The sequence below is a fragment of the Sulfitobacter sp. F26204 genome, assembly GCF_026410305.1.
GTDB lineage: Bacteria > Pseudomonadota > Alphaproteobacteria > Rhodobacterales > Rhodobacteraceae > Sulfitobacter.
Window position 1 is genome coordinate 93,509 of record NZ_JAPMLQ010000005.1, and the last position, 23,740, is coordinate 117,248.

General features: G+C 53.9%; 17 protein-coding genes. 7 read left to right on the forward strand and 10 right to left on the reverse strand.

Annotated features, from left to right (window positions below; translation table 11 throughout):
* Positions 1–23 precede the first annotated feature (23 nt).
* A complete protein-coding gene (gene mgtE / locus OS190_RS13400; protein WP_267159223.1) occupies positions 24–1,355 on the reverse strand; it encodes a magnesium transporter in 1,332 nt (443 codons plus the stop codon).
* A gap of 53 nt (positions 1,356–1,408) precedes the next feature.
* The gene (locus tag OS190_RS13405) at positions 1,409–3,070 is read right to left on the reverse strand and encodes an alpha/beta hydrolase (RefSeq protein ID WP_267159224.1); all 1,662 of its coding nucleotides are present in this window, start codon (positions 3,068–3,070) and stop codon (positions 1,409–1,411) included.
* Positions 3,071–3,188: 118 nt separating this feature from the next.
* Here OS190_RS13405 and OS190_RS13410 point away from each other — a divergent pair, with 118 nt between their 5' ends.
* Positions 3,189–5,702: a cation:proton antiporter gene (locus OS190_RS13410; RefSeq protein ID WP_267159225.1), complete on the forward strand. Its 2,514-nt coding sequence runs from the start codon at positions 3,189–3,191 to the stop codon at positions 5,700–5,702.
* Between the two features lie 71 nt (positions 5,703–5,773).
* Here OS190_RS13410 and OS190_RS13415 read toward each other — a convergent pair whose 3' ends face one another.
* Complete coding sequence (locus tag OS190_RS13415; protein WP_267159226.1) at positions 5,774–6,265, reverse strand: MgtC/SapB family protein; 492 nt, start codon at positions 6,263–6,265, stop codon at positions 5,774–5,776.
* Between the two features lie 384 nt (positions 6,266–6,649).
* Between OS190_RS13415 and OS190_RS13420 the strand changes: the two genes are divergently transcribed.
* Positions 6,650–7,333 (forward strand): hypothetical protein, encoded by a 684-nt coding sequence (locus OS190_RS13420; RefSeq protein ID WP_267159227.1) that lies wholly within the window; start codon positions 6,650–6,652, stop codon positions 7,331–7,333.
* Between the two features lie 139 nt (positions 7,334–7,472).
* Here OS190_RS13420 and OS190_RS13425 read toward each other — a convergent pair whose 3' ends face one another.
* From OS190_RS13425 to OS190_RS13440, 4 genes are all read right to left on the reverse strand, one after another.
* Positions 7,473–10,364, reverse strand: coding sequence for a response regulator (locus OS190_RS13425; protein WP_267159228.1), 2,892 nt, complete (start codon positions 10,362–10,364; stop codon positions 7,473–7,475).
* 306 nt (positions 10,365–10,670) lie between these two features.
* Entirely contained in the window at positions 10,671–11,921 is a 1,251-nt protein-coding gene (gene fahA / locus OS190_RS13430; protein WP_267159229.1) for a fumarylacetoacetase, read from the reverse strand.
* Between the two features lie 45 nt (positions 11,922–11,966).
* Positions 11,967–13,322, reverse strand: coding sequence for a homogentisate 1,2-dioxygenase (hmgA, locus tag OS190_RS13435; RefSeq protein WP_267159230.1), 1,356 nt, complete (start codon positions 13,320–13,322; stop codon positions 11,967–11,969).
* A gap of 68 nt (positions 13,323–13,390) precedes the next feature.
* Positions 13,391–13,930, reverse strand: coding sequence for a VOC family protein (locus OS190_RS13440; RefSeq protein ID WP_267159231.1), 540 nt, complete (start codon positions 13,928–13,930; stop codon positions 13,391–13,393).
* Positions 13,931–14,046: 116 nt separating this feature from the next.
* On the opposite strand from OS190_RS13440, the gene OS190_RS13445 reads away from it, so the two are divergent.
* Positions 14,047–14,547, forward strand: a complete 501-nt coding sequence (locus OS190_RS13445; RefSeq protein WP_267159232.1) for a MarR family winged helix-turn-helix transcriptional regulator — start codon at positions 14,047–14,049, stop codon at positions 14,545–14,547.
* Positions 14,548–14,660: 113 nt separating this feature from the next.
* Here OS190_RS13445 and OS190_RS13450 read toward each other — a convergent pair whose 3' ends face one another.
* Positions 14,661–15,440, reverse strand: a complete 780-nt coding sequence (locus OS190_RS13450) for an IclR family transcriptional regulator (RefSeq protein WP_323370710.1) — start codon at positions 15,438–15,440, stop codon at positions 14,661–14,663.
* Positions 15,441–15,555: 115 nt separating this feature from the next.
* Between OS190_RS13450 and OS190_RS13455 the strand changes: the two genes are divergently transcribed.
* From OS190_RS13455 to OS190_RS13470, 4 genes are all read left to right on the forward strand, one after another.
* Complete coding sequence (locus OS190_RS13455) at positions 15,556–17,415, forward strand: TRAP transporter permease (protein ID WP_267159234.1); 1,860 nt, start codon at positions 15,556–15,558, stop codon at positions 17,413–17,415.
* A gap of 20 nt (positions 17,416–17,435) precedes the next feature.
* Positions 17,436–18,467 carry a TAXI family TRAP transporter solute-binding subunit gene (locus OS190_RS13460; protein WP_267159235.1) on the forward strand — a complete coding sequence of 344 codons (1,032 nt, stop codon included), beginning with the start codon at positions 17,436–17,438 and terminating at the stop codon, positions 18,465–18,467.
* 72 nt (positions 18,468–18,539) lie between these two features.
* The gene (locus OS190_RS13465; RefSeq protein WP_267159236.1) at positions 18,540–20,168 is read left to right on the forward strand and encodes an alkaline phosphatase family protein; all 1,629 of its coding nucleotides are present in this window, start codon (positions 18,540–18,542) and stop codon (positions 20,166–20,168) included.
* Positions 20,169–20,272: 104 nt separating this feature from the next.
* Positions 20,273–22,033: a SulP family inorganic anion transporter gene (locus OS190_RS13470; RefSeq protein WP_267159237.1), complete on the forward strand. Its 1,761-nt coding sequence runs from the start codon at positions 20,273–20,275 to the stop codon at positions 22,031–22,033.
* A 34-nt stretch (positions 22,034–22,067) separates the two neighbouring features.
* On the opposite strand, the gene OS190_RS13475 is transcribed toward OS190_RS13470, so the two are convergent.
* Both OS190_RS13475 and OS190_RS13480 read right to left on the reverse strand, forming a co-directional pair.
* Complete coding sequence (locus OS190_RS13475) at positions 22,068–22,637, reverse strand: maleylpyruvate isomerase N-terminal domain-containing protein (protein WP_267159238.1); 570 nt, start codon at positions 22,635–22,637, stop codon at positions 22,068–22,070.
* Entirely contained in the window at positions 22,634–23,719 is a 1,086-nt protein-coding gene (locus OS190_RS13480) for a cupin domain-containing protein (protein WP_267159239.1), read from the reverse strand. The genes OS190_RS13475 and OS190_RS13480 overlap by 4 nt, the downstream gene beginning before the upstream one ends.
* Positions 23,720–23,740 lie beyond the last annotated feature (21 nt).

The following is a 23,740-nucleotide window of genomic DNA, read 5'->3' on the forward strand; positions in this document are numbered from 1 at the left end:
GGCGTGAGGGCAGGCACCTGCGCTCAGAGGCTCAGAACGACACGTGCAATAGAGAAATAGATCAGCACGCCGAGAGCGTCCGAAATTGTTGTCACCAGCGGTCCACTTGCCGTTGCTGGGTCAAGTTTCAATTTGTTGAGCAGGAACGGCAGCGACATGCCGACAAGGCTTCCGATCAGCACGACCACGAACATGGTGAGACCAACCGTCAGGGCTACCTCCGTCCCGCCACGCCACGCGCCAACCGGAAAGACCACTGCCGCCATTGTTGCGCCCAACGCAGCTGCGACAGCCAGTTCGCGGATAATCAGCGTGCCCCAGTCCTTCAACTGCACATCTCCGGTGGCAAGAGCACGCACCATAAGAGTGGCCGATTGCGACCCGGCATTGCCGCTACTGTCGATCAGAAGTGGCAGGAAAAACACCAGAGAAACATAAGCAAGAATCATTTCTTCGAAATAGGCGATGCCAGCGCCAGAAAACAGATTTCCGAAAACCAGAAGTGCCAGCCAGACGATGCGCTTGGAATAAAGTATTCCAATCCCGGCTTTGCGAATGCTCTGTGAGAAGGGAACAACGGTGGACATCTTTTGAAAGTCCTCTGTCGCTTCGGCCTGCATCACATCAGCGGCATCGTCATGGGTAACTATACCAACGAGACGGCCACTCGCATCAACAACCGGAATAGCGAGAAGGTTGTAATGCGCGATCAGTTTCCCGACATCTTCCTGATCAGTTTCGAGCGTGACGGAGATCGGTTCAGGTTCCATGAGATCCCGGATCAATGTATTGTCAGTCGCGAGAATGAGCGTATGCAGCCTGACAGAACCGATCAGACGCTGGGCATCATCGATAACATACGAACGATAGATTGTCTCGGTCTGGGGGGCCTGAAGTCGAAGCGCGGCAAGTGCGTTCGCCGCTGTCATGTCGGTTTCAAGTGTCGCATAATCCGATGTCATCAGCGCACCGGCACATTCTGCGCTATGCGCCGACAGACAGCGGATGTCAGCCGCGACATCCGGGTTGAGTTCTTTGATCAAACGGATCTGATCATTGTTGGACAGCAATCTGAACAGATCCGCACGGTCATCGGCATGCATCGCCGTCACCAGAGCGGTCAGATCAGACAGATGGAGTGCCATTGCGATTTCGACCTGCATCTCAAGAGGCAGATTGTCAAAGATCATCGCCCTTTTTGGCAGGCCCAGTTCTGCAAGGTGATGCCTGACCTGTGCACTGGGCAATTTATCGAACCAGGAGACCACGTCGATGAGATGCGCCGTGTCCAGGAATTTGCGAATGCCGGCATCACTGGCGTCAGTTGGATGTGGGAATTGGTCTGATGACATCATCGGAACTTTCTGAGGTGGTCAAATGCTGCCGCCAGTGGCCCATGTTTGACAATTCAATTGAGGTGATCGCAGCCTTGTTTCACCCCTGACCTGCAATAAGCGATCAGGCGTGCTGTATCTGTTTCTGTCCAATCGTCAGGATCGGTCAAAGCCACCCAGGGACCGACATAATCAGCGCCGAAATATGAATGGCCATGTCCGTCTGGTGCGGTATTTGCCAAGGCCATGTCGACAGCAAGCTGGAATTGAGTGACCACTGGAATAAATCGCATATCCGGCGAGACATCAGGGCCAGGCGGTTCCTTCATCCATTCGGGTTTGCGAAACAGTGAGCTGGATGTGAAAAAAACGATGGGATCGCTGGAATACTGCAAATATATGATCCGCATGTTGCCCCAACCTTCTGGCCCTCCTGCATCTTGAAAGTGCGAGGCAAAGCGTACCAACCGCCCTTCTCCAAGAAGCGGTGCAATGTAGGGACTGTCGCGATTGCGCGAGGCGACCACGTTCTGCCAGCGGATCGACGGGAAAGGCGGGCCTGCCCAAAGCGCGCCATTGATGGGATCGTCGAGCAATGCAAACATATCCGTGCCGTGCATCGATGACCACGCGCCAAGACTGAGTCCATGAACATACAAGCGTGGGCGGTCCTCGTCAGGCAGGTCGCGCCAATAGGTATGGATGGTGCTGATCAGGGCTTCCGCCTGATCCAGTCCGGTACGTGTTTCAAGAATGAGCGCCAGAGGGGATTGCAGATAGGAATACTGCACCGCGACCGTCGCAACGTTACCGCCGTGCATATACTCCACGGTGTCGACCGCGCCGGGATCCATCCAGCCGGTGCCCGTAGGCATTGCAACAATCAGAATTTCACGGTCAAACCCGCCCTGCCGGATCAGTTCGGCCAGTGCCACATCAGCACGTTCCTGCGCTGTATCGGCCTGCGCACGCCCGACATAAACGCGAATGGGTGTAAGGGCGTCGCGTCCGGTAAAACTGGTGATGTCCTTGGCCGTTGGCCCGTTCAGTACGTAGTCACGCCCAGGCTGACCGAGTGCTCCCCAGTCAACCAGAGATGCCTCTCCCCCTGTCAGATTGCGCGCAGCGGGTGGGGGAGGGGCATCAGCAAAAAGTTTTTGGGCAACCGTCACCGAATTGTCCAATCCCGTGATGACACGGTTCATCACGCCATCGCGGGCCAGAATGGTCAGGGCAAGTGCCGTCACTAAAAATCCGGCAACATTCGCCGTGCGCGCGGGCATGATATGGTAAAGGCGAAATCTGACCCGATCAAAAAGCCATTGCAGACCAAAGCCGAGCAACACCAGCACTGTGAAGATTGCCAAAGCCAGCGCCATCATCCGGATCGTGTGGGCGTTTTCGAGCAATTCCAGGTCCATGCGTTCGCGGATGCCATTCTGCCAGTGGCGGGTATTGGCAAGACATAGCCACAGCACGATGGCTGTAGGTACACAGGCAATGACCCGCGTGATAAATGCAATTCGGCCATGGAATTCAGGAAGCTCAAGCAGCCGCCAAATCGAAATGCAGGTCCGCCCGATCAGATAGCCCAAGGCCATGACAATACCGCCGAGGATCCCTTGAACCAGCCAATCCCGCGGAATCAATGAGGGTGTGAGCGATGCGGCAAGAAACACCAACCCAAGACAAAGAGGCAGGACATAGAGACCGGTTCGCCCAGGAAGTTGCATCATGTCACATGTTCCAAAACTAATACCCTGAGCCTATTCGAAAGCCCGGCCAAGGGCCACTCGATGCAAGTCCTGTCAAGTAGACCTGTTCACGGCCTGGCAAAACAGGTTAGCTGCTTTTATGGACATTGTACTTATCACAACGATCATTGCCTCGCTTTTTCTGGTGATCGGTGCAGCCGAGCCTTTGTCGGTGCGCCTGCGTCTGCCTTTTACCGTGATCCTTGCCTTGCTGGGTATTTTCATCGGGTCAGCGGCAATTTTCTTTTTGCGCACCGATTTGACCGACGCGCTGAACCCCGTAGCCGAAGCCATTCTTGCACTCCCCATCCGTTCGAATGTTTTCTTGTATGTCTTCCTTCCGACGCTGTTGTTTCAGGCAACCTTGGGGATGAATTTGCGGCGCATGCTGGATGATTGGGTCCCAATCATCGTCATGGCTGTGCTGGCGGTTGTCGTCGCAACGCTGGGGGTCGGGTTTGCCCTGTCATGGACCTCTAAATTGCCATTGGCCGCCTGTCTATTGGTCGGAGCTATTGTTTCTACAACGGACCCGTCGGCGGTGGTTTCGATTTTTCGGTCGATTTCAGCACCGCGCAGGCTGTCGCGGATCATTGAAGGCGAAAGCCTGCTGAATGATGCCGCTGCCATCGCGCTGTTCGGTCTGTTCATGGGCTATGTGATGATCGGTGTTCCGAACCCTGAACTTGGCGGCGCGCTCGCCCAGTTTCCGGTTCTGATCGCCGGTGGCGTCCTGACCGGATGGCTCGCTGCGCGCATTGCGATCTGGATTATGGCCTTGTTCGGTGCGCATGAACTTGCATTGATTTCGGTATCGGTGGCCTTGCCCTATCTGGCCTATATCGGCGCTGAGCAAATGGTGGGTGCATCGGGTGTCATCGCAGTCGTTGCGGCGGGCCTTACCCTGAACCTGGCCGGTCCGGGTCGATTGCCACCACAGTCTTGGGTCAACCTGCGCGAAATCTGGGATCTCCTGGCCCATTGGGCGGGTGCCCTTATTTTTATCCTTGCGGCATTGTTGATTCCCCGTTTGCTCGAAGATGTTCGGGTCAATGACTTTGTTCTTATCGGTGTCGTTGTGATCGCAGCGGTTGCGGCACGGGCTTTTATGCTTTTTGGCATTCTGCCGCTGCTCACCGCCTTCCGTTTGTCGCCGATGATCGAGCGCCCCTATCGCACGGCAATCCTGTGGGGTGGCCTGCGCGGTGCGGTCACATTGGCGCTGGCACTGGCAGTGACAGAAAGTATTCGGGTGCCCCATGATGTGAAGCGGCTTGTCGGTATCCTCGCCACTGGTTTCACACTTTTTACACTACTCGTTCAGGGGGCATCACTACGCGGTGTTATCGGTTGGCTTGGTCTTGATCGTCTGTCTCCGATTGATGAAGCAATGTCGCGCCAGGTAATCGCGGTTGCGCTGCAAACCGTGCGCGAAGATGTGGCACGAACGACCGAGGACTACGCGCTGACCCATGATGTCGTGCGGACAGAAGCCAAGATGTTTGGTGAGCGATTGGATGACGCGGTGAGGGCGGCAGAGGACAGTGATGATATTCTAGACCGGGATCGCATTACCTTGGGTCTGATGGCGCTTGCCGGGTTTGAACGCGACAAGATCCTGCAAAAGGTACGCGAGCGCACAATCTCTGCCCGTATGGCAGAAAAGATCCTGCTGGATTCAGACCGCTTGATCGAAGGTGCACGGGTTGGCGGACGCAGCGGCTATCAGCGGGCGGCGCGACGATCAGTGGCCTATAGCCGGGCGATGCGCGTGGCGGTGGTCTTGCATGCGCGCTTTGGCCTGTCGTCCCCATTGGTAAAAATGACAGCGGACCGGTTTGAGCATCTGTTGTCAAAACGTCTGATTTTGCGTGATCTGGATGCTTTCATTGACGGACGCATCAGACGCATCCACGGTCGACGCGTTGCCGAATTGCTGCGCGAATTGTTGTTGCGGCGGATTGAAATGGTTGAAACCGGTCTGGAAGGTCTGCGTCTTCAATATCCGGGTTATGCCGAAGAACTGGAGCGTCGATTCATCCGTCGCACGGCATTGCGGCTGGAAGAGCGAGAATATACATCAATGCGCGAAGATGGTTTGATCGGGGTGGAGGTGTTTACCACCCTTATGCAGGATCTCACTAACCGCCGTGCACAGGCGGAAGCAAGGCCATCACTCGACATCAGCCTGAAAAGGTTGGAACTGGTCAGACAATTCCCATTGTTCGCGGATCTTGATGACAGGGCCGTGCGCAGGCTCGATCGTGCGCTGAAATTCCGCTATGTCAGCCCTGACGATATTATCGTGCGTCGAGATAACCCGATGAAGAACGTTTTCTTCATCGCTTCTGGTGCGGTCGAACTGGCGAGTGCTGGACAAACATGGAGACTGGGCAGAGGTGAAATGTTCGGGCAGGTTGCTCTGCTGATGAAGAATGCCCGGCGTGCCGAGGTGCGTGCGATTGCCCCGACGACATTGCTTGTGCTGGATATTGCCCGGTTTCGCGCCTTGCTGGAAAAAAGTGCTGCGCTGCAAGACGCAGTCGGAGAAAGCTGTAAAAAGCGCGGGATTGACCCTGAAAAATTGCTGGATGAAATCAGGAAGACAGCTTGAATACCGCCGCAACCCGCAAGGAGAGGGCTGGCCGAACGAATGACAGCAGCCGATTTAACGGCTGACTGAGTTTAGTCATCGCTTTGGTAGGTACCAGCCCGTTTTTCCAGCTTGCGCACAAGGGCAATGATGATCAGGGTTAAAACTGCGGTCATCGCCGAAATAGCCCATTCGCCAAGACCACAGGCGACACCAATGGCCGCGGCTACCCACATGCTCGCGCCTGTTGTCAGCCCTCTAACCTTGCCTTGGGAAAACACGATCATGCCAGCCGCCAGGAAAGCAACCCCACCTGTTACCGCCTCGATGATGCGCAGCGGGTCCATGCGGACTGTATCTCCAAATTCTTCAGCGCGCGCAAGGAGGGCAAGGGTCAGAAGGCAGTAGATACAAGCGGCTAGCCCAATCAACATATGCGTCCGCAAACCTGCTGCGCGCTGAGCCGATTCCCGCTCCAGACCGATCAGGCCACAAAATACCACCGTGGCCATCATACGCGCCAGAATGACGGTAACAGGCAAACTGGGTGACAAAGCAAATTCGTTCATTACTTCATCCCACATGGATTTAACTCCCTTTCCGGTTGGTCGCGTGTGTCGGCTATACTGAATTTGTACCCAAGATGATGCCAACAGGCGCTCTAATGAAACAAGCGCTCAACATCCTGATGGTTCCGAAATTTCGTCGCGAAAGCCAAATGGGCCGCAGAAATCTTTGGTAAAATCCATCCACTAAAGAGGCGGCTTCACTTTGAGGGAACTTTTTTGTGATCAGCGGGTTGTAACAGGAGCCGGATCAAAAACGGCGATCAACAAATTAATTGTGATGGAGAATAGCAATGCACGGAATAATTTACCTCGTTGGACTCGTGGTCGTCGTGATGGCGATTCTGTCTCTAATCGGCCTTGGTTAAACCTATCAATTTCAGCAACCGGGAGGACATTAACATGACAGAACGAACAGAGACGATGACTCAGGCATCTGCCCCTGCATTTCACCATGAAGGCAGTTATATTGATTGGTCATCCATTCTTGCAGGCACCGTTGTCGCATCGGCGATCGCGTTTGTCTTTACTACTTTTGGCACGGCTTTGGGACTTGCGTTGATTTCGCCCTATGAGGGCGAAGGTTCTGCACTGGCGGCATTGATCGCTGTTGGAACCTGGATGCTGTGGACGACAATTTCCAGCTTTATGGCAGGTGGATATATCGCAGGGCGCATGCGTCGCCGCATTGATAGTGCCAGCGCCGATGAAGTCAGCATTCGTGACGGCATTCATGGGTTGGCTGTTTGGGGTGCGGCAGTGTTGTTGGGTGCGTTCCTTTTGGGATCGAGTGCCGACACAGCGGTTCAAGCGACCACTGAAACAGCCACTGCTGTCGCTACAGTTGCTGATACTGTTACAAATGAGTCGACCCAAACAGCGACAACCACCCCCGAAGCACCGCAAGTAAGCGAAGCAGAGGCCAAAGCCGCTACAGAGATGGCGCGTAAATATTCGGTAATTTCGGCCTTTGTTCTGGCGGCGGCACTGATGGTGGCTGCGGCAGGCGCATATTGGGCCGCAGGTATGGGTGGCCAACATCGTGATGAGAAACGCGTATTCGCCCGTTTCGGGCGCTGGACATAGGAGGACAATCAGATGAAAGCGATTCTGCTTTGGCTGATCGGCGTGCCGATTTGGATTATTATCCTGCTCGCATTGCTGACTTGATCGATACTTGAGATAAGACGCCGTCCCAACAAAGAGGGGCGGCGTTTTCGTGTGATCAATTCTGGGTATTTTTTGCCATTGAAACAACCGCATCCAACAGGTCTGAATCGCGAAACGGCTTTGCCAGGACCTTGCAGTTACCCAGTGCGTCCGCACTGGAAACATCGACACCACCGGTCGCAAAGACCACCGGCAAACTGGGGTTAATTCCTCTCGCGTCCCAGGCCAGTTCTTCACCCGTGCGATCAGGCAACCCGATGTCAGTGACAAGCAGGTGAATGGTTTCTGAATTCAGGATCTCGAGCGCCTTGTGGGCGCTGCCTGCTTCGTGAACCTTATACCCGGCTTCTTGTAAGCCCAAGGCCATGTCGGTCCGAATGAGAACGTCATCCTCGCAAACCAGAATACCCAAGCCTTCGGAAACGATCGCGTCGCCCAAGGGATTTTCCTGTTCGTCCTGTGTCTGATCACACAGCATATCCGTTAAGGGTGTTCCTTTCCTTCCGAGCGCGGCACGGATCGTTTTGGTAAGCTGGATTTGCGTGTATGGCTTGCTGAGAAGTTGCACACCTTCGTCCAACCGTCCGTCATGAACGATCGCATCCTGCGCGTATCCCGAGGTGAAAAGCACAGGTACGTCAGGGTTTATTTCATGCATCTTCTTGGCAAGCGCATGTCCGTTCAATTCTCCCGGCATAACAACATCTGTGAACAACAGGTCGATGTGAGGATCGGCACGAAGCATGTCCAGCGCAGCATCCGCTCTGGCGGCCTGTCGAACATTATACCCCAGGTTTTCCAACAGATAGACGGCTGTCTCACGAACTTCATCGTCATCTTCGACCAAAAGGATCGTTTCCGTGCCGCCTGAGAGCCCCCCTTCTTCGGGAGACTTCAGTTCGGCAATGTCTTCCAGCGAGCGGGGTAAATATATGCTCATCGTGGTACCGACACCCAACTTGCTGTCAATTGTCATATGGCCGCCGGATTGTCGGGCAAAGCCATAGACCATAGATAGGCCCAACCCGGTCCCTTTGGCCTCGCCCTTGGTGGTGAAAAACGGTTCGAATATATGTTCTAACGTATCTGGGTCGATCCCGCTTCCGGTGTCCTCTACCGACAACACCACATATTGCCCCGGCGCTGCTTCGGCGTGGTTTTTCGCGGTTGTTTCATCCAGTTCGACGTTTCGGGCCGTGACCGTCAGCTTGCCTTGTCCGTCCATCGCATCACGCGAATTGATCGCCAGATTCAAAACTGCGTTCTCAAGGTTGTTCGGATCGGCGTTGATATTCCAGAGATCGTTGTCGAAAATAAACTCTAGGGCGACGCCATCACCAATGGCACTTTGGAAGATTTCGTCATTTTTTTCCAGCAGGTTGCGCAGGTTCAGGACAACAGGGGCAAGGGGCTGTTTACGGGCGAAAGACAAAAGCTGGGACGCAAGTGTTGCGCCTTTCATGACACTTTTCATTGCCTGATCAAGCCGCGTCCGGCCGGCAGAGTCATTTGGCATTTCGCGTGATGCCAATTCCAGATTGCTGGCGATTACCTGAAGCAAATTATTGAAATCGTGCGCAATCCCGCCGGCAAGGTTGCCAATGGCTTCCATCTTTTGGCTTTGGCGGAGGGTGGCGTGCAACTCTTCCAGTTCCCGATTTCGTGCCGCAACTCTTGTTTCCAGAGTTGCGTTGAGTTTGGCAATGTGGGCTTCTGAGTTCTTGCGGTCTTCGATGTCTGTGTTCGTGCCAACCCAGCCGGCCAAGGTACCGTCCTCTGTGCGTAATGGTGAGGCCCGCACCAGGTGCCACCGGAAACTGCCGTCAGCCTTTCGGATGCGAAATTCAGATTCATATCCCTTGCCCTGCTGAGTGGCGTTGCGCCATTGTGCCACAACTGCTTCCAGATCGTCGGGATGGACCACCCGCGCCCAGTTGCTCCCGAATAGCTCGCCTTTGGCATATCCGGTAAATTCATATGTTCTGTCATTGAGCCAGTTCAACCCGCCATCACTGTCTGCGGTCCAGACCTGGTTCGGCATGCTTTGCGCCATGGTTCTGAATTTTTCACGGGTAGCCGTCAGGGCGGATTCCGCAACTTGCTGACCGGTGACGTCATGACCCTGTAAGAAAATGCCAATTGTTGCGCCTGTCTCGTCCTTGAGGGGATGACAAATAAAGTCGACAAAGTGTTGTTCGGGTTTATTGCTGGTTTTTGATTGGAGTTGGGCGGACATTCCTTTGATCGAAATCGGTTTTCCCGTTTGGTAAACCTTGTCGAGCAAGTCGTAGAAACCTTGGCCTTCTATATCAGGCAGGGCGCTGCGCACCGGCTGGTCTGTGACATCCCTTCCGCCGACAAGGTCGGTATATGACTGGTTCACAATCTGAAAGATATGTTCCGGTCCGTTAAGGATCGCCATGAAACTCGGTGCCTGATCAAAGGCTGATTGAAAGAAATCGGTCATTTGGCCAAGTGCCAGATTTTCGGTGGCAACGGCTTCGGCTCTTTGGGTCAGGGCCGCACGTTGCGGCAATTCCGTCACATTTGCGGATTTCTCTTCAAGATATAGATCGGTGACATCCATAACATTGAGCAAGATATATTCCAGCGTGCCACTTGAATCGTGGATCGGGTTTTGCGTTATGCTCCAGAAACGGTCTTCAAATTTGCCTTGCGATGTTTCAATCGGGTAGGGGATCAGAGGAAGGTGATCGGCATTTCCGGTCGCAAACACGCGGCGAAATGAACCGCGCAACATTTTGTCGGGAACCGAGTCGGCAGGTGCGGGAAATTCCTCGGTCAATAGACGACCTATCAGGGCATCTCGTTCCCGGTTTGTAACAGCAAGATAGGCATCATTGGCCCAGACGATTCTTAGCTCTGGGTCAAGCAAAACATAGGGTGACGGTGCTGCCGCAAACAAGGCGTCAAGGTTGATCCGCATTTCAGGAGCCTCCAGATACCTTACGAATTTATAATTGCTCAAGCCTTTGGGTGAACTGACACCAACTGTAAAGCTTAGACATTTCAGGCATCAATTGGCGTTGTATGCAAGTTTCAATTTAGATCAGGTGCGCTGCTGGCTTCACGGGGCAAGGAATAGCCAACCATTTTGTGGGCATTCCGGTTCGGGTTCAATTGTGGATGATGGTCGCCGAGGTGTCGCGGGTTTGTTTTCGTCAAACACGCGTGGCTATTTTTCCTACTGAGTTTTGAAAATTTGCCGCAGCCAAAAGGCTGCGGCGCAGTCTTAATCCAGGGGCGGTGCCGGGCGCAAAGTGCCCCGGCATTCACCAAAGCCGATTCTAAATCCGTCGCCTCTGGCGACACCGCGCAAGGTCAGGGTATCACCATCTTCCAGAAACGTGCGTTTGTCACCGGTATCCAGGGTCAGGGGTTCTTTCCCGCCCCAACTGAGTTCAAGCAAACTTCCCCGGTTGTTTTTCTCTGGCCCCGAAATTGTGCCCGAACCCAGCAAATCACCAACCCGCATCGGGCAGCCGCTTGTGGTGTGATGCGTCAGTTGTTGGGCAGCCGAATAGTACATCACATTGTAATTGGTTTGCGACAGGATCGTTTCCTTCTTGCCCTCAGGTGCAAGGGCGACCTCCAAATCAATATCATACAACATCGGGCCGGGTTCTTGGAGATATGGCAAGAGTTCCTTTTCGCGCGCAGGAGTCGAAGATCGAAACGGCTCAAGCGCGGCTTTGGTCACGATCCATGGGCTGATGGTGGTCGCCGTTGCCTTGGATTGGAAGGGGCCAAGCGGCTGGTACTCCCATGCCTGTATATCCCGTGCAGACCAGTCGTTTAACAACACGTAACCAAAGATCATGTCATCGGCCTCTTGAACCGAAACACGCCCCTTTGAAGGTTTGCCGACGATTGCCCCCATTTCCAGTTCCAGATCGAACCGTTTGCTGGGTTCGAACACAGGCATATCCATGTCGGGTGATTTCAACTGACCATTGGGGCGGGTGATGTCTGTACCGCTGACCACCACGGAAGATGCGCGTCCGTTATACCCGATAGGAATATGCAACCAGTTTGGCGGCAAGGCATTCGCGGGGTCACGAAACAGGGAGCCGACGTTAAAGGCATGGTGGCGTCCGGCATAAAAATCGGTGAATTCGGTTACCGAGAATGGCATTTCAAGCGTCGCATCCGCCATCGCCACGAGATGAGGTTCAAAATCGGATTGCTGTTTTGCGCCTTCACTCAATGCGGAGGTTAGAAAACCTCGGAAACCTTCCCAGACACCTGATCCCAACGCCATGAAATCATTCCAGGTACCTCGCGAAAAGACATTGCTTTCGTGCAGGTCAAGCAGGCCAGCCTTTTCCAATGCGGTCACATCGAGAATGTGATCCCCAATGGCGACACCAGCGCGCAGATCTCCTCCTGCAAAATGAAAAGCCCCGTAAGGCAGGTTGTTGAGCGGAAAATCGGTATCGGGCGAATTGGCGGTTTCAACCCAGGAGCCGTTAAGCTTTGTCATTGGTATTCCTTTTGGTAGAGCCAGGTTTGTCGTCGACGCAGACGCTTATTTCTTACCCGGTGTGCCGTCGAATTTCTTTTCAAGGTCGGACCAGCAGTCGATGTAGTTGTCCTGCAAGGGGGCCTCTTTGCCTGCAAATTCTGTGAGGTGTTGCGGGAAGCGTGTCTCGAACATGAAAGACATGGTGTTGTCCAGTTTCTCAGGCTTCAGATCGGCATTGGATGCGCCTTCAAATGCATTGCGGTCCGGGCCATGTGGCAACATCATGTTGTGTAAACTTATGCTGCCGGGTGCAAACCCGTCTGGTTTGGCATCATACTGACCATAAATGTTGCCCATCATCTCGGACATGACGTTTTTATGGTACCAGGGTGGGCGGAAAGTGTCTTCCATTGTCATCCAGCGTTCACGGAACAACACGAAATCAATGTTCGCTGTGCCTTCGACACCTGAGGGAGCAGTCAGCACCGTAAAGATTGACGGGTCCGGGTGGTCGAACAGGATCGCCCCGATGGGGCAATAATTGCGCAGGTCGTATTTGACGGGTGCGTAGTTGCCATGCCATGCGACTACGTCCAGGGGTGAATGTCCGATCTTTGTTTCATGGAACTGGCCGCACCATTTGATTGTCACGGTTGATGGCACCTCGCGGTCTTCAAAGGCGGCAACCGGTGTTTTGAAATCGCGCCGGTTTGCCATGCAGTTGGCGCCGATGGGTCCACGACCCGGCAGGTCGTATTTCTGACCATAGTTTTCGCAGACGAAACCACGCGCAGGTCCTTCAAGAACCTCAACCCGATAAACAAGACCACGGGGCAAAATGGCGATTTCCTTTGGCTCCAGGTCGATCACGCCCAATTCAGTGCAAAAGCGCAACCGCCCTTCTTGCGGGACCACCAACAATTCGCTGTCTGCGGAATAGAAGTAACTGTCGACCATGCTTTCCGTGACCAGGTAAATGTGGCTGGCCATGCCGACCTGGGTGTTTACATCGCCCGCCGTGGTCATTGTCCGCATGCCCGTCAACCAGGTCAGGGGTTCATCTGTATGCGGCACCGGGTTCCATCTGTATTGACCCAGGCTTGTCACATCTTCCACAACGTTCGGGGCTGTCTTCCAATAGGGTAGGTCGATCTTTTCGTACCGGTGGGAATGCTTGACCGACGGGCGGATGCGATAACACCATGTGCGTTCGTTCTGGTGGCTAGGCGCGGTAAACGCAGTGCCGGACAATTGTTCACCATATAGGCCATAGTTACATTTCTGCGGACTGTTCATTCCCTGAGGAAGGGCACCGGGCAAGGCCTCTGTCTCGAAGTCATTGCCAAAACCGGGCATGTAGCCGGGCGTTGTGGTCGTTCCGTCTGCTTGCACCAGTTTGCTGTTGTCTAGATCTTTCATCGTGACACTCCGTTCAATCAGTAATGCGTGTGCATGTTGGGGTCAGGCGCACGCCAAGTCGGTTTAGGTTATTTTCCCAGCTCTTTGGCATGCAGCCAATCGGCGTGTTTCGGGGCCTTCTTGGTTCGGGACCACTCTTCAAGCATGTCCCATTTCACACTGTCCATCCGTTTAAACATCGCCTCTTCCTCGGGGTCGGGGCAGGCCAGCTCGACTCGGTGGCCGCTTGGGTCGAAGAAGTAGATCGAATGAAACAATGAGTGATCTGTAATGCCCAGAACCTCGACGCCATTCGCTTCAAGATGCTCTTTGAACTCGATCAGCATATCACGGTCTTTGACCTTGAAGGCGATATGTTGAACCCATGCGGGTGTGTTCGGATCACTGCCCATCTTAGGTTTGGTTGGCAACTCAAAGAACGCCAACACATTGCCGTTTCCTGCGTCCAAAAACAAGTGCATGTAAGGATCAGGTTCATGAGTAGACGGCACCTTGTCTTCTGCAATCGCCAAGATGAAGCCCATGTTCAGCATCTTACCGTACCATTCAACGGTTTCCTTAGCATCGTTGCACCGGTAGGCGACATGATGGATTTGTTCGATTTTCATTTATCCATCCCTTCAGGTGCAACTCAATTTCGTTTCACTTGCAACGAATATCGTTCTGTGGAAAGCTCATGTCAAGATCATTTCATCTGAAACGAAAAATTTGAGAGGATACGCTGATGAAATCCAATGAATTCAACCTGGATGATTTTTTACCATACCAGCTATCTGTCCTATCGGCGCGAATGAACCGGTTGCTGTCCAAGGTGTATGGCGAACAATACGGGCTTTCGATCCCTGAATGGCGGGTGCTGGTGCATGTGGCGCGGCGTGAGAAAATGTCTGTGCGTGACATTCATAAGTGCGTAAATCTTGAAAAACCGGCCGTTAGCCGGGCGGTGACCAAGCTTGAAGCGACGGGATTGCTCATCAAATCGACAAGCGAAGACGACCACCGCCTTGTCGATATTGAATTAACCAAAGACGGCATTGAGGTGCTGAACAACATTACCCCCAAGGCCTTGGTATATGAGAAAGAACTTCTGAGTTCGTTTTCCACAGAGGAAAACACACAGCTATACGCGCTGCTTGAACGGTTGCATGATGAACTGGACAAGTATCCAGATGCAATGCCACGCAAACCCCGCGCCGATGGCCGGCCCAGAGGTTTGGTAAAATGAACCGTCAGATCCGGGGTTCGGGGTGTTTTAACGGCAAATTGACCGCAGTCTCAGCTTAATAAGTCCGCTGATGCGGTTATTGGTCAAAGCCGGTGTCGTGATGAAGCAGCATCTCAACTCAACTGCTGTCCGATAGAAACGGCAGCCATGGAAAGTTGGTCAAGATGGGCCTCCACAACCGAAGCTACTGTTCGTTTCTCGGCAAGCCAAACCAGGCTCATGGCACCTAGTGCCTTCTTGTCAGCCTGGATGGCAACGCCAATCGCGCTTGGCGTACCACCATAATCGACGGCCCGACCCCAATAGGCTTCTTCCCGAGAGGCAAAGCCGTTTTTTCGAACCTCTAGCAGCCTTTTCGGGAAATTCATCGCGGCTTCGCGGTCTTTTCCACGCGTGTTTTCGGCCAGTTTTGTCGAATAGGTGGTTAATTCCTCTGCATCCAGCGCCGCAAGGAAGGCACTCCCCAATGCGGACCGAAATGGCGAGGGGCGATAGCCGATGGTGTCAGGGAAAATACCGTGCTGAATGAAATGCCGCGTCGTATCGACGATTTCGACACGGCCGTTTCCAATCGACACGGCAAGATCGACGGCAAGTCCAGTGGATTCAGTCAATGCGACGATCTCGGATTTACCTGCGTCGATTATCGCATCGACCGAATCTGGCGTTGCACTCAGACGGGGGAAACTGGGGCCGATTCGGTATCTGCTGTCACTGCGGCTTTGGGTGAGCCATCTTTGTTTGACCAGCGTGGCACAAATTCTCAGAATCGTTGCTTTGGGCAATCCCGTTTGATCTGCCAAAAAAGCGAGTGAAGTCACGCCGCTACCCGAAATGACTTCGATTATCTTCATGCTCCGTTCAACAGAACGATTGAATTTCGTCATATACATTCCACCTGGTGAAACGCATGCTCGACCAAAAAACGATCACTGTCTAGCTTATCTATTAATAGGAGGGGGAGGACAGCAGGCGTGTTGCCCCGTCAGTGGGAATTACGGGGAAACGATGCAAAATATGCTTTCCAAATCCGTCTACGGGTTGAGCCTGGCTTTGGCCGCCTTGATCATAGTTGTCGTCTTTTATGTCTCTGTCTTTGGCGTTTTCAGCGAATCTTACCTGCGCGTGGGGATGCTGCTTGTAGGTGGTCTGTTGATCTTGCTATCGCAGATCGAAAGCACCGAAAGCCCGGTTGGAAAGATCCTTGCGTTGATTACTGCCGCCTGTCTGGGCGTCGCGGTCTATCAGTACTTTCGCGCCGCGTCCGAGATCGAGACAGGACTCTATTTTCTGACTTCTGCCGACATTTGGCTGGGTTCCCTTGGTCTGATCGCTGTAATCGAATTGACGCGCAGATCCGTCGGCATGGTTATGGCGGGCGTCGCAGCGGTGGTATTGATCTACGGTGCCTTTGGTCACCTCGCACCCGGGTTCATGCGCCATGCTGGCATGACCTCCGAAGAATTGATTCAGGTATTGTGGTTCTCCTTTGACGGTGTTTTCGGGCGCCCCATGGCAACGGTTGTATCAACCATCCTTATTTTCATCATCTTTGGTGCGGTGCTGGAATTTCTTATGATCGATCTGGTGCTGGTAAAGCTTGCGCTGGCAGCTACTGGTCGTGTGCGCTCTGGGCCTGCCGCGGCAGCCACGGTGGCCAGTGGATTGTTCGGCACAATTTCAGGAAGCGCTGTTGCCAACGTCGTGGGGACAGGCGTGATCACCATACCGCTGATCAAGAAGCGCGGCTTCAAATCGCATTTTGCGGGAGCCGTCGAAGCCGCAGCATCCAGCGGCGGACAAATTACACCCCCCATTATGGGCGCTGTGGCGTTCATCATGGCGGACGTAACTGGCCAGCCCTATCTGACAATTTGCCTTGCGGCTACTGTGCCTGCGATCCTGTATTATGCCGGCTTGTTCATGGCAATCTCCAGCGCATCCAGAGACATGGACCTGGATATTGTCGAACCGCCAAAGCTGACTTTTTCTTGGCGTGAAGTGGCGCAGATCATCGTCTTCATGATCTCTCTCACGGCGATTGTTGTTGCCATGGTTGGTGGCTCTTCGCCTGCATATGCCGGCTTTATCGGCGTTGCTTTTGCCGTCGTGCTTGGCTTTGCGTTGAAACCCGGCCTTTTGATCAATGTGCCATCCTGGCTGAAATTTATCCGTTCGGCTGGTATGATTTCGGCGCAACTGGTGGTGATTGTAGGTGCCGTAGGTATCATTATCGGCATCTTGAACCTGACGGGAGTGGGGCTGCGTTTTGCTTCACTGGTGGCAAGCTATGCAGATGGCCAGTTGGTCATTTCGTTGCTTCTCATGGCTTTGGCCTGTCTGTTGCTTGGCATGGGAATGCCGACAGTGCCTGCCTATCTGATCATTGTCCTGGTGATGGGTCCGGCCTTGCAGAAACTTGGCGTGCCGATCATCCACACGCATATGTTCGTGCTTTATTTCGGCGTGTTGTCTGCGGTCACACCACCCGTTGCACTTGCGGCCTTTGCAGCGGCACCAATTGCAGGCGCCGGAGCGATGCGCACCGCGGTTGAGGCATCGCGACTGGCATTGCCCGGTTTTGTGATCCCTTTTGCATTTATCTATCAGCCAGCCATGTTGCTTGGTACCGGATACGATCTTAAGGCTTCGGCGCAGTCCATTCTGTTTGTCACGCTGGCCGTATTGTTGATCTCGCGCGCTTGCTATCCGGCCAAAGGCAAGGCGCGTTACGCGCCGATTGGGCTTGGCATCGCATTTGCTCTCTTGTTTTTCGGACCCCTGGTTTCGTGGATCGCTGTCATTGCGGCGGTTGCGCTGTTGTCGGCGGTCAGGTTCGGAAAATTAATGATCCCTGAAAATTCATAATCCATAAGGAGGATTCATCTATGACTGACACAACCCTAACACGTCGCTCGCTTCTTGCGAGTTCCGCAGCTGCTGCCGCACTTGCGGGTCTGCCACGCGCGGCTTTTGCGAAAGAACTGCTGCGCATGTCGACGCTTGGACCGGGGACCAGCCCGAACCTTGTGATGACGACTTTTGCAAATATCATCAACAAATCGCTGCCCGACTATGAAATCCAGCTGAACGCGACAGGTGCCGCAACACGTCATGTGCTCGAGGTGGCCATGGGTCGCAGCGATTTCTGCATGTCCTCGCCTGCCATTCATGCGCTGATGCGCAACAAGGCAGCGATGTTTGCCAAAATTGATCAAGCGCCTGAACTGGTGAACAAACTGCGCACCGTGTTGAATTTTCCGATGGGCGTCTATCATATCGCTGTTTATGGGTCTTCCGGGATCACCTCGATAGAAGGCGCCAAAGGCAAGCGCGTCTTCCTTGGACCTCCCGGCGGTGCGGCGTTTGCCACCATGAAACGTCTTTTCAAAGCTGTGGGCGGCCTTGAGGAAGGCACAGACTATGAAGCGGTCAAGCTGGGATGGGACGCAGCAGCAGCGGCATTTCAGGATGGTAACCTTGATGTTTATTGTAACCCGACCAACGCTCCAAGCCCTGCGTTGACCCAGATCACGGTCACGAACCAGATCCGCTTCCTGGGTATTCCTGCCGACAAGCTTGAATCAGAAGCTGTGCAGAAACTGGTTGGCCGCCCCGGCTTTAGCGCAGCGACCCTGCCTGCGGGTACCTATGGTGCGAACCAATTGAACGAGAGCGACGTCACCACTTTGGGTGTTACGGTCGGCATCGTCTCGAACGAAAATGCCGATGAAGAAATGGTTTATCAAATGACCAAAGCCTTCTATGCCGGCGTTGCCGAAGCAGGCGAAAGCGCACCCTGGCTCAAGGCGGTCACACCTCAGGCTGCGGTTCAGGACATCAACCTGCCGCTGCATCCCGGTGCATTGCGTGCCTTGACCGAACTGGGCGTCGAGATCCCAGACGCGGCCAAAAGCTAAGCCAGAAGGGTCGGGGCCGGCATGGCCCCGACCTTGCTACTCAAAAAAACCATATCAACTCTGGAAAATTCCATGTCGAAAAACGTGCTTTTCATCATGTGTGACCAATTGCGCTGGGATTATCTGTCCTGCGCTGGTCACCCCACTTTGGAAACGCCAAACATCGATGGACTGGCCAAACGTGGCGTGCGTTTTGATCGCGCCTATGTGCAATCGACGATATGTGGACCGTCGCGCATGTCATTTTATACAGGGCGCTATGTCAGTTCGCATGGTTCAACCTGGAACGGTATTCCGCTGAAAGTCGGCGAAATGACTCTTGGCGACCATCTGCGCCCGCTGGGTGTTCGCACGGCATTATGTGGCAAGACCCACATGGCCGCTGATGTTGAGGGTATGAAACGTCTTGGCCTTGCGCCGGACAGCCGGATTGGTGCCTTGGTGTCGGAATGCGGATTCGAGCCTTATGAGCGCGATGATGGTCTGCATCCGAATTCCAAATATGGCAAACGTAACAAGAATTACGATGCCTTCATGAAAGAACGCGGCTGGGAAGAGGAAAACCCCTGGGACAGTGTTGCCAATAGCGGCGAGGACGCCGACGGTAACATCCTAAGTGGCTGGTTTCTGGATAACTCCGATATTGCGGCACGTGCCGCAGATGAAGAAAGCGAAACACCTTATATCACCCGGCGTGCGATGGATTTCATCAATGAGGCCGGTGACAGCCCATGGTGTTTGCATCTGAGTTATATCAAGCCGCATTGGCCCTATATCGTGCCGGCACCTTACCACGATATGTATCCGCCTGAAACGCATTTGCCCGTTGTGCGCAGTGATCAGGAACAAGAGAACCCGCATCCCGTCTTCGGTGCGTTTATGAATGAACGTGTCTCACAGGCCTTTGCCAATGATACAACGCGTACCAAGGTCATTGGCGCCTATATGGGCTTGATCAAACAGATTGACGACCAGATGGGTGAATTGATGTCATTCCTTGATTCAAAGGGCCTGACCGATGACACATTGATCGTATTTACCTCTGATCATGGAGATTATCTTGGCGATCACTGGATGGGAGAAAAAGAACTCTTTCACGATCAATCAGCGCGCATACCCTTGATCGTCGTCGACCCAAGCAAAGAAGCGGATCAAACACGCGGGACGGTTTCGACCGCGATGGTCGAAGCGATTGACGTTGTGCCGACCATTTTGGAATTTTTTGGCGGGCAAGAGGTGAGCCATATCATCGAGGGGCGATCGCTCTTGCCGCTGATGCATGGCAAACGGGAGAAGGTCAGAAACTTTGTCATTTCAGAATATGATTATTCCTTCAGGCAAGCACGCCGTCGTCTGGGGGTCGAAATCAGCGATGCAAAGCTGACCATGCTTTTTGACGGTCGGTGGAAGTACATCTTTGCCGAGGGGTTCCGTCCGATGTTGTTTGATATAGACCGGGATCCACTGGAACTGAGCGATCTGGGGGATAACCCTGATTTTGCCGACGAATGTGATCGATTGAAAACTCTTTTGTTCCAGTGGACGCGCCGCACCAGTCAGCGCACCACCATATCCGACGCCCAGGTTGAAATTCGCGGCGCGGATCTGAACGAAGCCAAAGCAGGAATCGTGATCGGTTTTGCCACCGAAGAAGATTATCACGCAGCACTTGCAGGAGAGCGTGTTCGCAAACAAGTGTAGGCATCTTCGTTTGGGAGATACGCCAACGACAGTTCAATAAATTTTGGCCCTGCCCATTATCGTCGAAAGACCAATACCAATCGCGAGCGCTCAGGATTTTATGTATGCAGCATCAACTGACCGCTCTTTTGTCTTCGCTTAATCCGGTCCGGCCCTGGTTCGGGTTGGTGAATTCGAATACATTGAAGACCGATGCGATTGCGGGCCTGACCAATGCCGCGATTGTGTTGCCGCAGGGCGTCGCCTTTGCCATCATCGCTGGCCTGCCTCCTGAATTCGGGCTGTTTACAGCCGTTGTCGTCGCTTTGATCGCGGGGATCTGGGGATCGTCCATGGTGATGGTGTCCGGCCCTACAACTGCAATTTCTGCGGTGATCTTTGCCTCCATGTCACAATTCGCTCCGCCCGGGTCAGAGACATATATTGCCATGGTTTTGACCTTGACGCTTATGGTGGGCGCGATCCAGATCATCGCGGGTATCTTCAAAATGGGCGGTTTGATTTCGTTCATTTCGCATTCCGTGCTGATCGGTTTCACGGCTGCAGCGGCCTTGTTAATCGCCGCAAGTCAGCTTGGCGGGGCTCTTGGACTTGAACGTGGCCGGGGCGGGGGTGTGTTTGAACGCTTGTGGCATGTGGCGCAGCAACTTGGCGAGATCAACACAATTGCGGTGATCATTTCGGGTGTAACGATCCTGTCGCTGGTCGTGCTGTCGCGATTTAGCAAAAAAGTGCCAAGCTATATTATCGCGCTTGCGCTTGGATCGGGGGTGGCTTTTTTGCTTGGCGCATCCGACAGGGGCGTGGCGATGTTTGCCCCTCTTCAGTCGATCATCCCGCGCATCGGGGCACCCGAGCTTTCCTTTGGGTTGGTGGCAGAACTGCTGCCGGCCGCAGCTACCGTCGCCTTTGTCGGCCTGCTTGAAGCGATTTCCATCGGCCGTTCCTTTGCACTACGTCGGGACGAGGCATATGATTCCAGTCAGGAAATGGTAGGGCAGGGGCTTTCGAACGCGGTTGGATCTTTCTTTCAGTGCTACGCCGGCTCTGGGTCATTCACGCGCTCTGGGCTTAACTCTGAGGCAGGTGCGCAAACGCCGTTTTCAACAGTCTTTGCCGCTGGGTTCCTGATCATATTGCTTTGGGTTTTGGCACCCTATCTTGAATTCGTCCCGGTGCCAGCCATGGCTGGTGTAATTCTTTTTGTGTCTTACCGTCTTATCAATTTCGAAGAAATTCGTCACGTCCTGACATCCAACAAGAGCGAAACGGCTATTTTGGCTGCTACGTTTCTGACCGGTATCTTTACCGAACTCGACCTTGCCATTGTCGTTGGGGTAATCACGTCGCTTTGCGTTTTTCTCTACGACAGCGCGCATCCGGTTGTCGCTATCGGGTCTCCTACCGATGTCAATGGCAGGCGGGTGTTCAAGAATGCCGCAACCTACAATTTGCCGGAATGTCCACAGATTTCAGTGATACGCGTTGATGGGCCATTGTTTTTTGCTTCGGTTGAAAACGTGGAGCAACAATTCCGACAGGCGGAAGCCAGCAATAGTGTACCCAAGACCAAACTTATGGGTCTCAAGGGCTTGTGGAAAATTGATCTGTCCGGTGCGAGTCTCTTGTTGAAAGAAATCAGGCGCGCGCGCAGGGCCGGGGCGGACTTTCATATCTTTACAACAAATGCCCCATCGTTGACCACGCTGAACCGGTTGCGTGTTTTTGATGAACTTGGAGAAAACAATCTTCACAACAACAAGGCCGAGGCCATTGCCGCCGCGGTTCTTGATGCGGATGACAACATTTGCAGAGCGTGCAAGGTACGGATATTTCTGGAGTGCGCGAAGAAGCCGGGCGCGTAGCTCCGCCAAAACCATTTCTTCCCTGCCGATGTATTTAGCGTCTTTTCAATTCAGGCGGGATATGTGTTGCCCGTGCGCCGTTGCCCAGATCTACTGCGCATTGCCAGACTTCCCTTGCGCGCAGGCGTGGTGTGTCCCGTACTGAAATCTGCGTGCCGTCAATCAGCTTTATTGGGGTAACCCATTGGTCATTCTTCAAATCACGCCATTCAACATCCAGATGGATCGTTGCGTGATAGACCAAACTGCGCAGGGCGCGATCGGGCAATGTGGCACCCAATTCTATCTCGGTGCGGCCTGCGGCATCTGATGGATACATGGCCTGCTCAATTCCGATGCGTGCGGATTCTACCAGACGGGCCAGCGCGCGGGCATGGTAACCGGCGTGCGCAATCAGATGGCGGCGGGTCCATCCGTCACGCAGGCTTGGCGCGCTCAGGTCATCATCCCTCAGTTCTCCGAGTTTGCGTGCAAAAAACGCAGCCCCGCGGCGTGCGAGGAGCAGGTCGTCATGTGGGGCTTCGGGCGCGTCATAGCGCGCGCCCTTACCTTGACGAGCGCGCAGTGCGTCACGTGCTGATTGTTCGGTTGGTGAAAGGGTCATGCACCTTCCACCAAAGTGCGCATAAAGCCAAGCCGTTCCATGATCGGAGCATCCGAGAAACGAAACAGATCGAATTGCGATTCAGCCTGAAGCGACCAGGGGATCCAGGAGGGAATGACGAACATGTCACCCTTGTCGAGCTTATGGGTCTCTCCATTCAGGACCACAGCACCTTCACCGTCGAATACCTGGAATACCGTTGATCCGACCTCACGACGCATCGGGGTTTCAGTACCCGCCCGCAACCGGTGGAATTCACAACGGATTGTTGGCATCACATCGCCACCAGTGGTTGGATTGCTATAGCGGATCGCGGCGTGGCCCTGTTCGACCGTGGCGGGATGGCCTTCATCTTCAAGCAGCAATTGTTCGGTCAAGGCACGATCGGTGAATTCCCAACGATAGGCCCCGATCGGTGAATTGACCGTATCCTGCAACCCCGACAAGGGGCGCAGACCGGGGTGGCACCATAGCCGCTCACCACGAGAAAAGTTCGGTGTGGCATAATCGGTCACACGGTCAGAGCCAAATTCGAAAAAGCCCACGTCGTTTTGTTGACTGAATGGAATATCAAGACCGTCGATCCATGTCATGGTATGGTCAGTATCATTGTGATGGCCGTGGAAATGCCAACCCGGTGTCAGCAATAGATCACCGCGCGACATGCGCACGGGATCACCGTTGACCACGGTCCAGACCCCGTCACCTTCAACAACAAAGCGAAAGGCATTTTGGGCATGGCGATGTTCTGGTGCAGTTTCGCGCGGCCCAAGATGCTGGATCGCGGCCCAGAGGGTCGGGCTGATATATGCGTTGGGTGCCAAGCCTGGATTGGCCAGACCAAGTGCACGACGCTCGCCACCCCGCCCTACCGGTATCAGATCACCAGATTTTTCGGCAAGGGCATTCAGCTTGGACCATTTCCAGACATGTGGCACTGCCTTGGATTTGGGATGAACGGGCATCAGATCCCCAAGCTGGGTCCAAAGCGGGATGATGCTTTCTTTCTCAAAGCCTTCATAAAGTGCCTTCAGTTCAGGGGTCTCTTCGGGGAGCATTACATTGTCGGTTCCGTGGTCCATGTCATTTCCTCTCTGCAGGAT

Coding starts and splice junctions, on each gene's coding strand:
- OS190_RS13475 (WP_267159238.1), bottom strand. CDS start 22,637: ATGACCCTTTCACCAACCGAACAATCAGCACGTGACGCACTGCGCGCT.
- OS190_RS13405 (WP_267159224.1), bottom strand. CDS start 3,070: ATGATGCAACTTCCTGGGCGAACCGGTCTCTATGTCCTGCCTCTTTGT.
- OS190_RS13450 (WP_323370710.1), bottom strand. CDS start 15,440: ATGTATATGACGAAATTCAATCGTTCTGTTGAACGGAGCATGAAGATA.
- OS190_RS13465 (WP_267159236.1), top strand. CDS start 18,540: ATGTCGAAAAACGTGCTTTTCATCATGTGTGACCAATTGCGCTGGGAT.
- OS190_RS13440 (WP_267159231.1), bottom strand. CDS start 13,930: ATGAAAATCGAACAAATCCATCATGTCGCCTACCGGTGCAACGATGCT.
- OS190_RS13420 (WP_267159227.1), top strand. CDS start 6,650: ATGACAGAACGAACAGAGACGATGACTCAGGCATCTGCCCCTGCATTT.
- hmgA (WP_267159230.1), bottom strand. CDS start 13,322: ATGAAAGATCTAGACAACAGCAAACTGGTGCAAGCAGACGGAACGACC.
- OS190_RS13455 (WP_267159234.1), top strand. CDS start 15,556: ATGCAAAATATGCTTTCCAAATCCGTCTACGGGTTGAGCCTGGCTTTG.
- OS190_RS13425 (WP_267159228.1), bottom strand. CDS start 10,364: ATGCGGATCAACCTTGACGCCTTGTTTGCGGCAGCACCGTCACCCTAT.
- OS190_RS13410 (WP_267159225.1), top strand. CDS start 3,189: ATGGACATTGTACTTATCACAACGATCATTGCCTCGCTTTTTCTGGTG.
- mgtE (WP_267159223.1), bottom strand. CDS start 1,355: ATGATGTCATCAGACCAATTCCCACATCCAACTGACGCCAGTGATGCC.
- OS190_RS13415 (WP_267159226.1), bottom strand. CDS start 6,265: ATGTGGGATGAAGTAATGAACGAATTTGCTTTGTCACCCAGTTTGCCT.
- fahA (WP_267159229.1), bottom strand. CDS start 11,921: ATGACAAAGCTTAACGGCTCCTGGGTTGAAACCGCCAATTCGCCCGAT.
- OS190_RS13480 (WP_267159239.1), bottom strand. CDS start 23,719: ATGGACCACGGAACCGACAATGTAATGCTCCCCGAAGAGACCCCTGAA.
- OS190_RS13445 (WP_267159232.1), top strand. CDS start 14,047: ATGAAATCCAATGAATTCAACCTGGATGATTTTTTACCATACCAGCTA.
- OS190_RS13470 (WP_267159237.1), top strand. CDS start 20,273: ATGCAGCATCAACTGACCGCTCTTTTGTCTTCGCTTAATCCGGTCCGG.
- OS190_RS13460 (WP_267159235.1), top strand. CDS start 17,436: ATGACTGACACAACCCTAACACGTCGCTCGCTTCTTGCGAGTTCCGCA.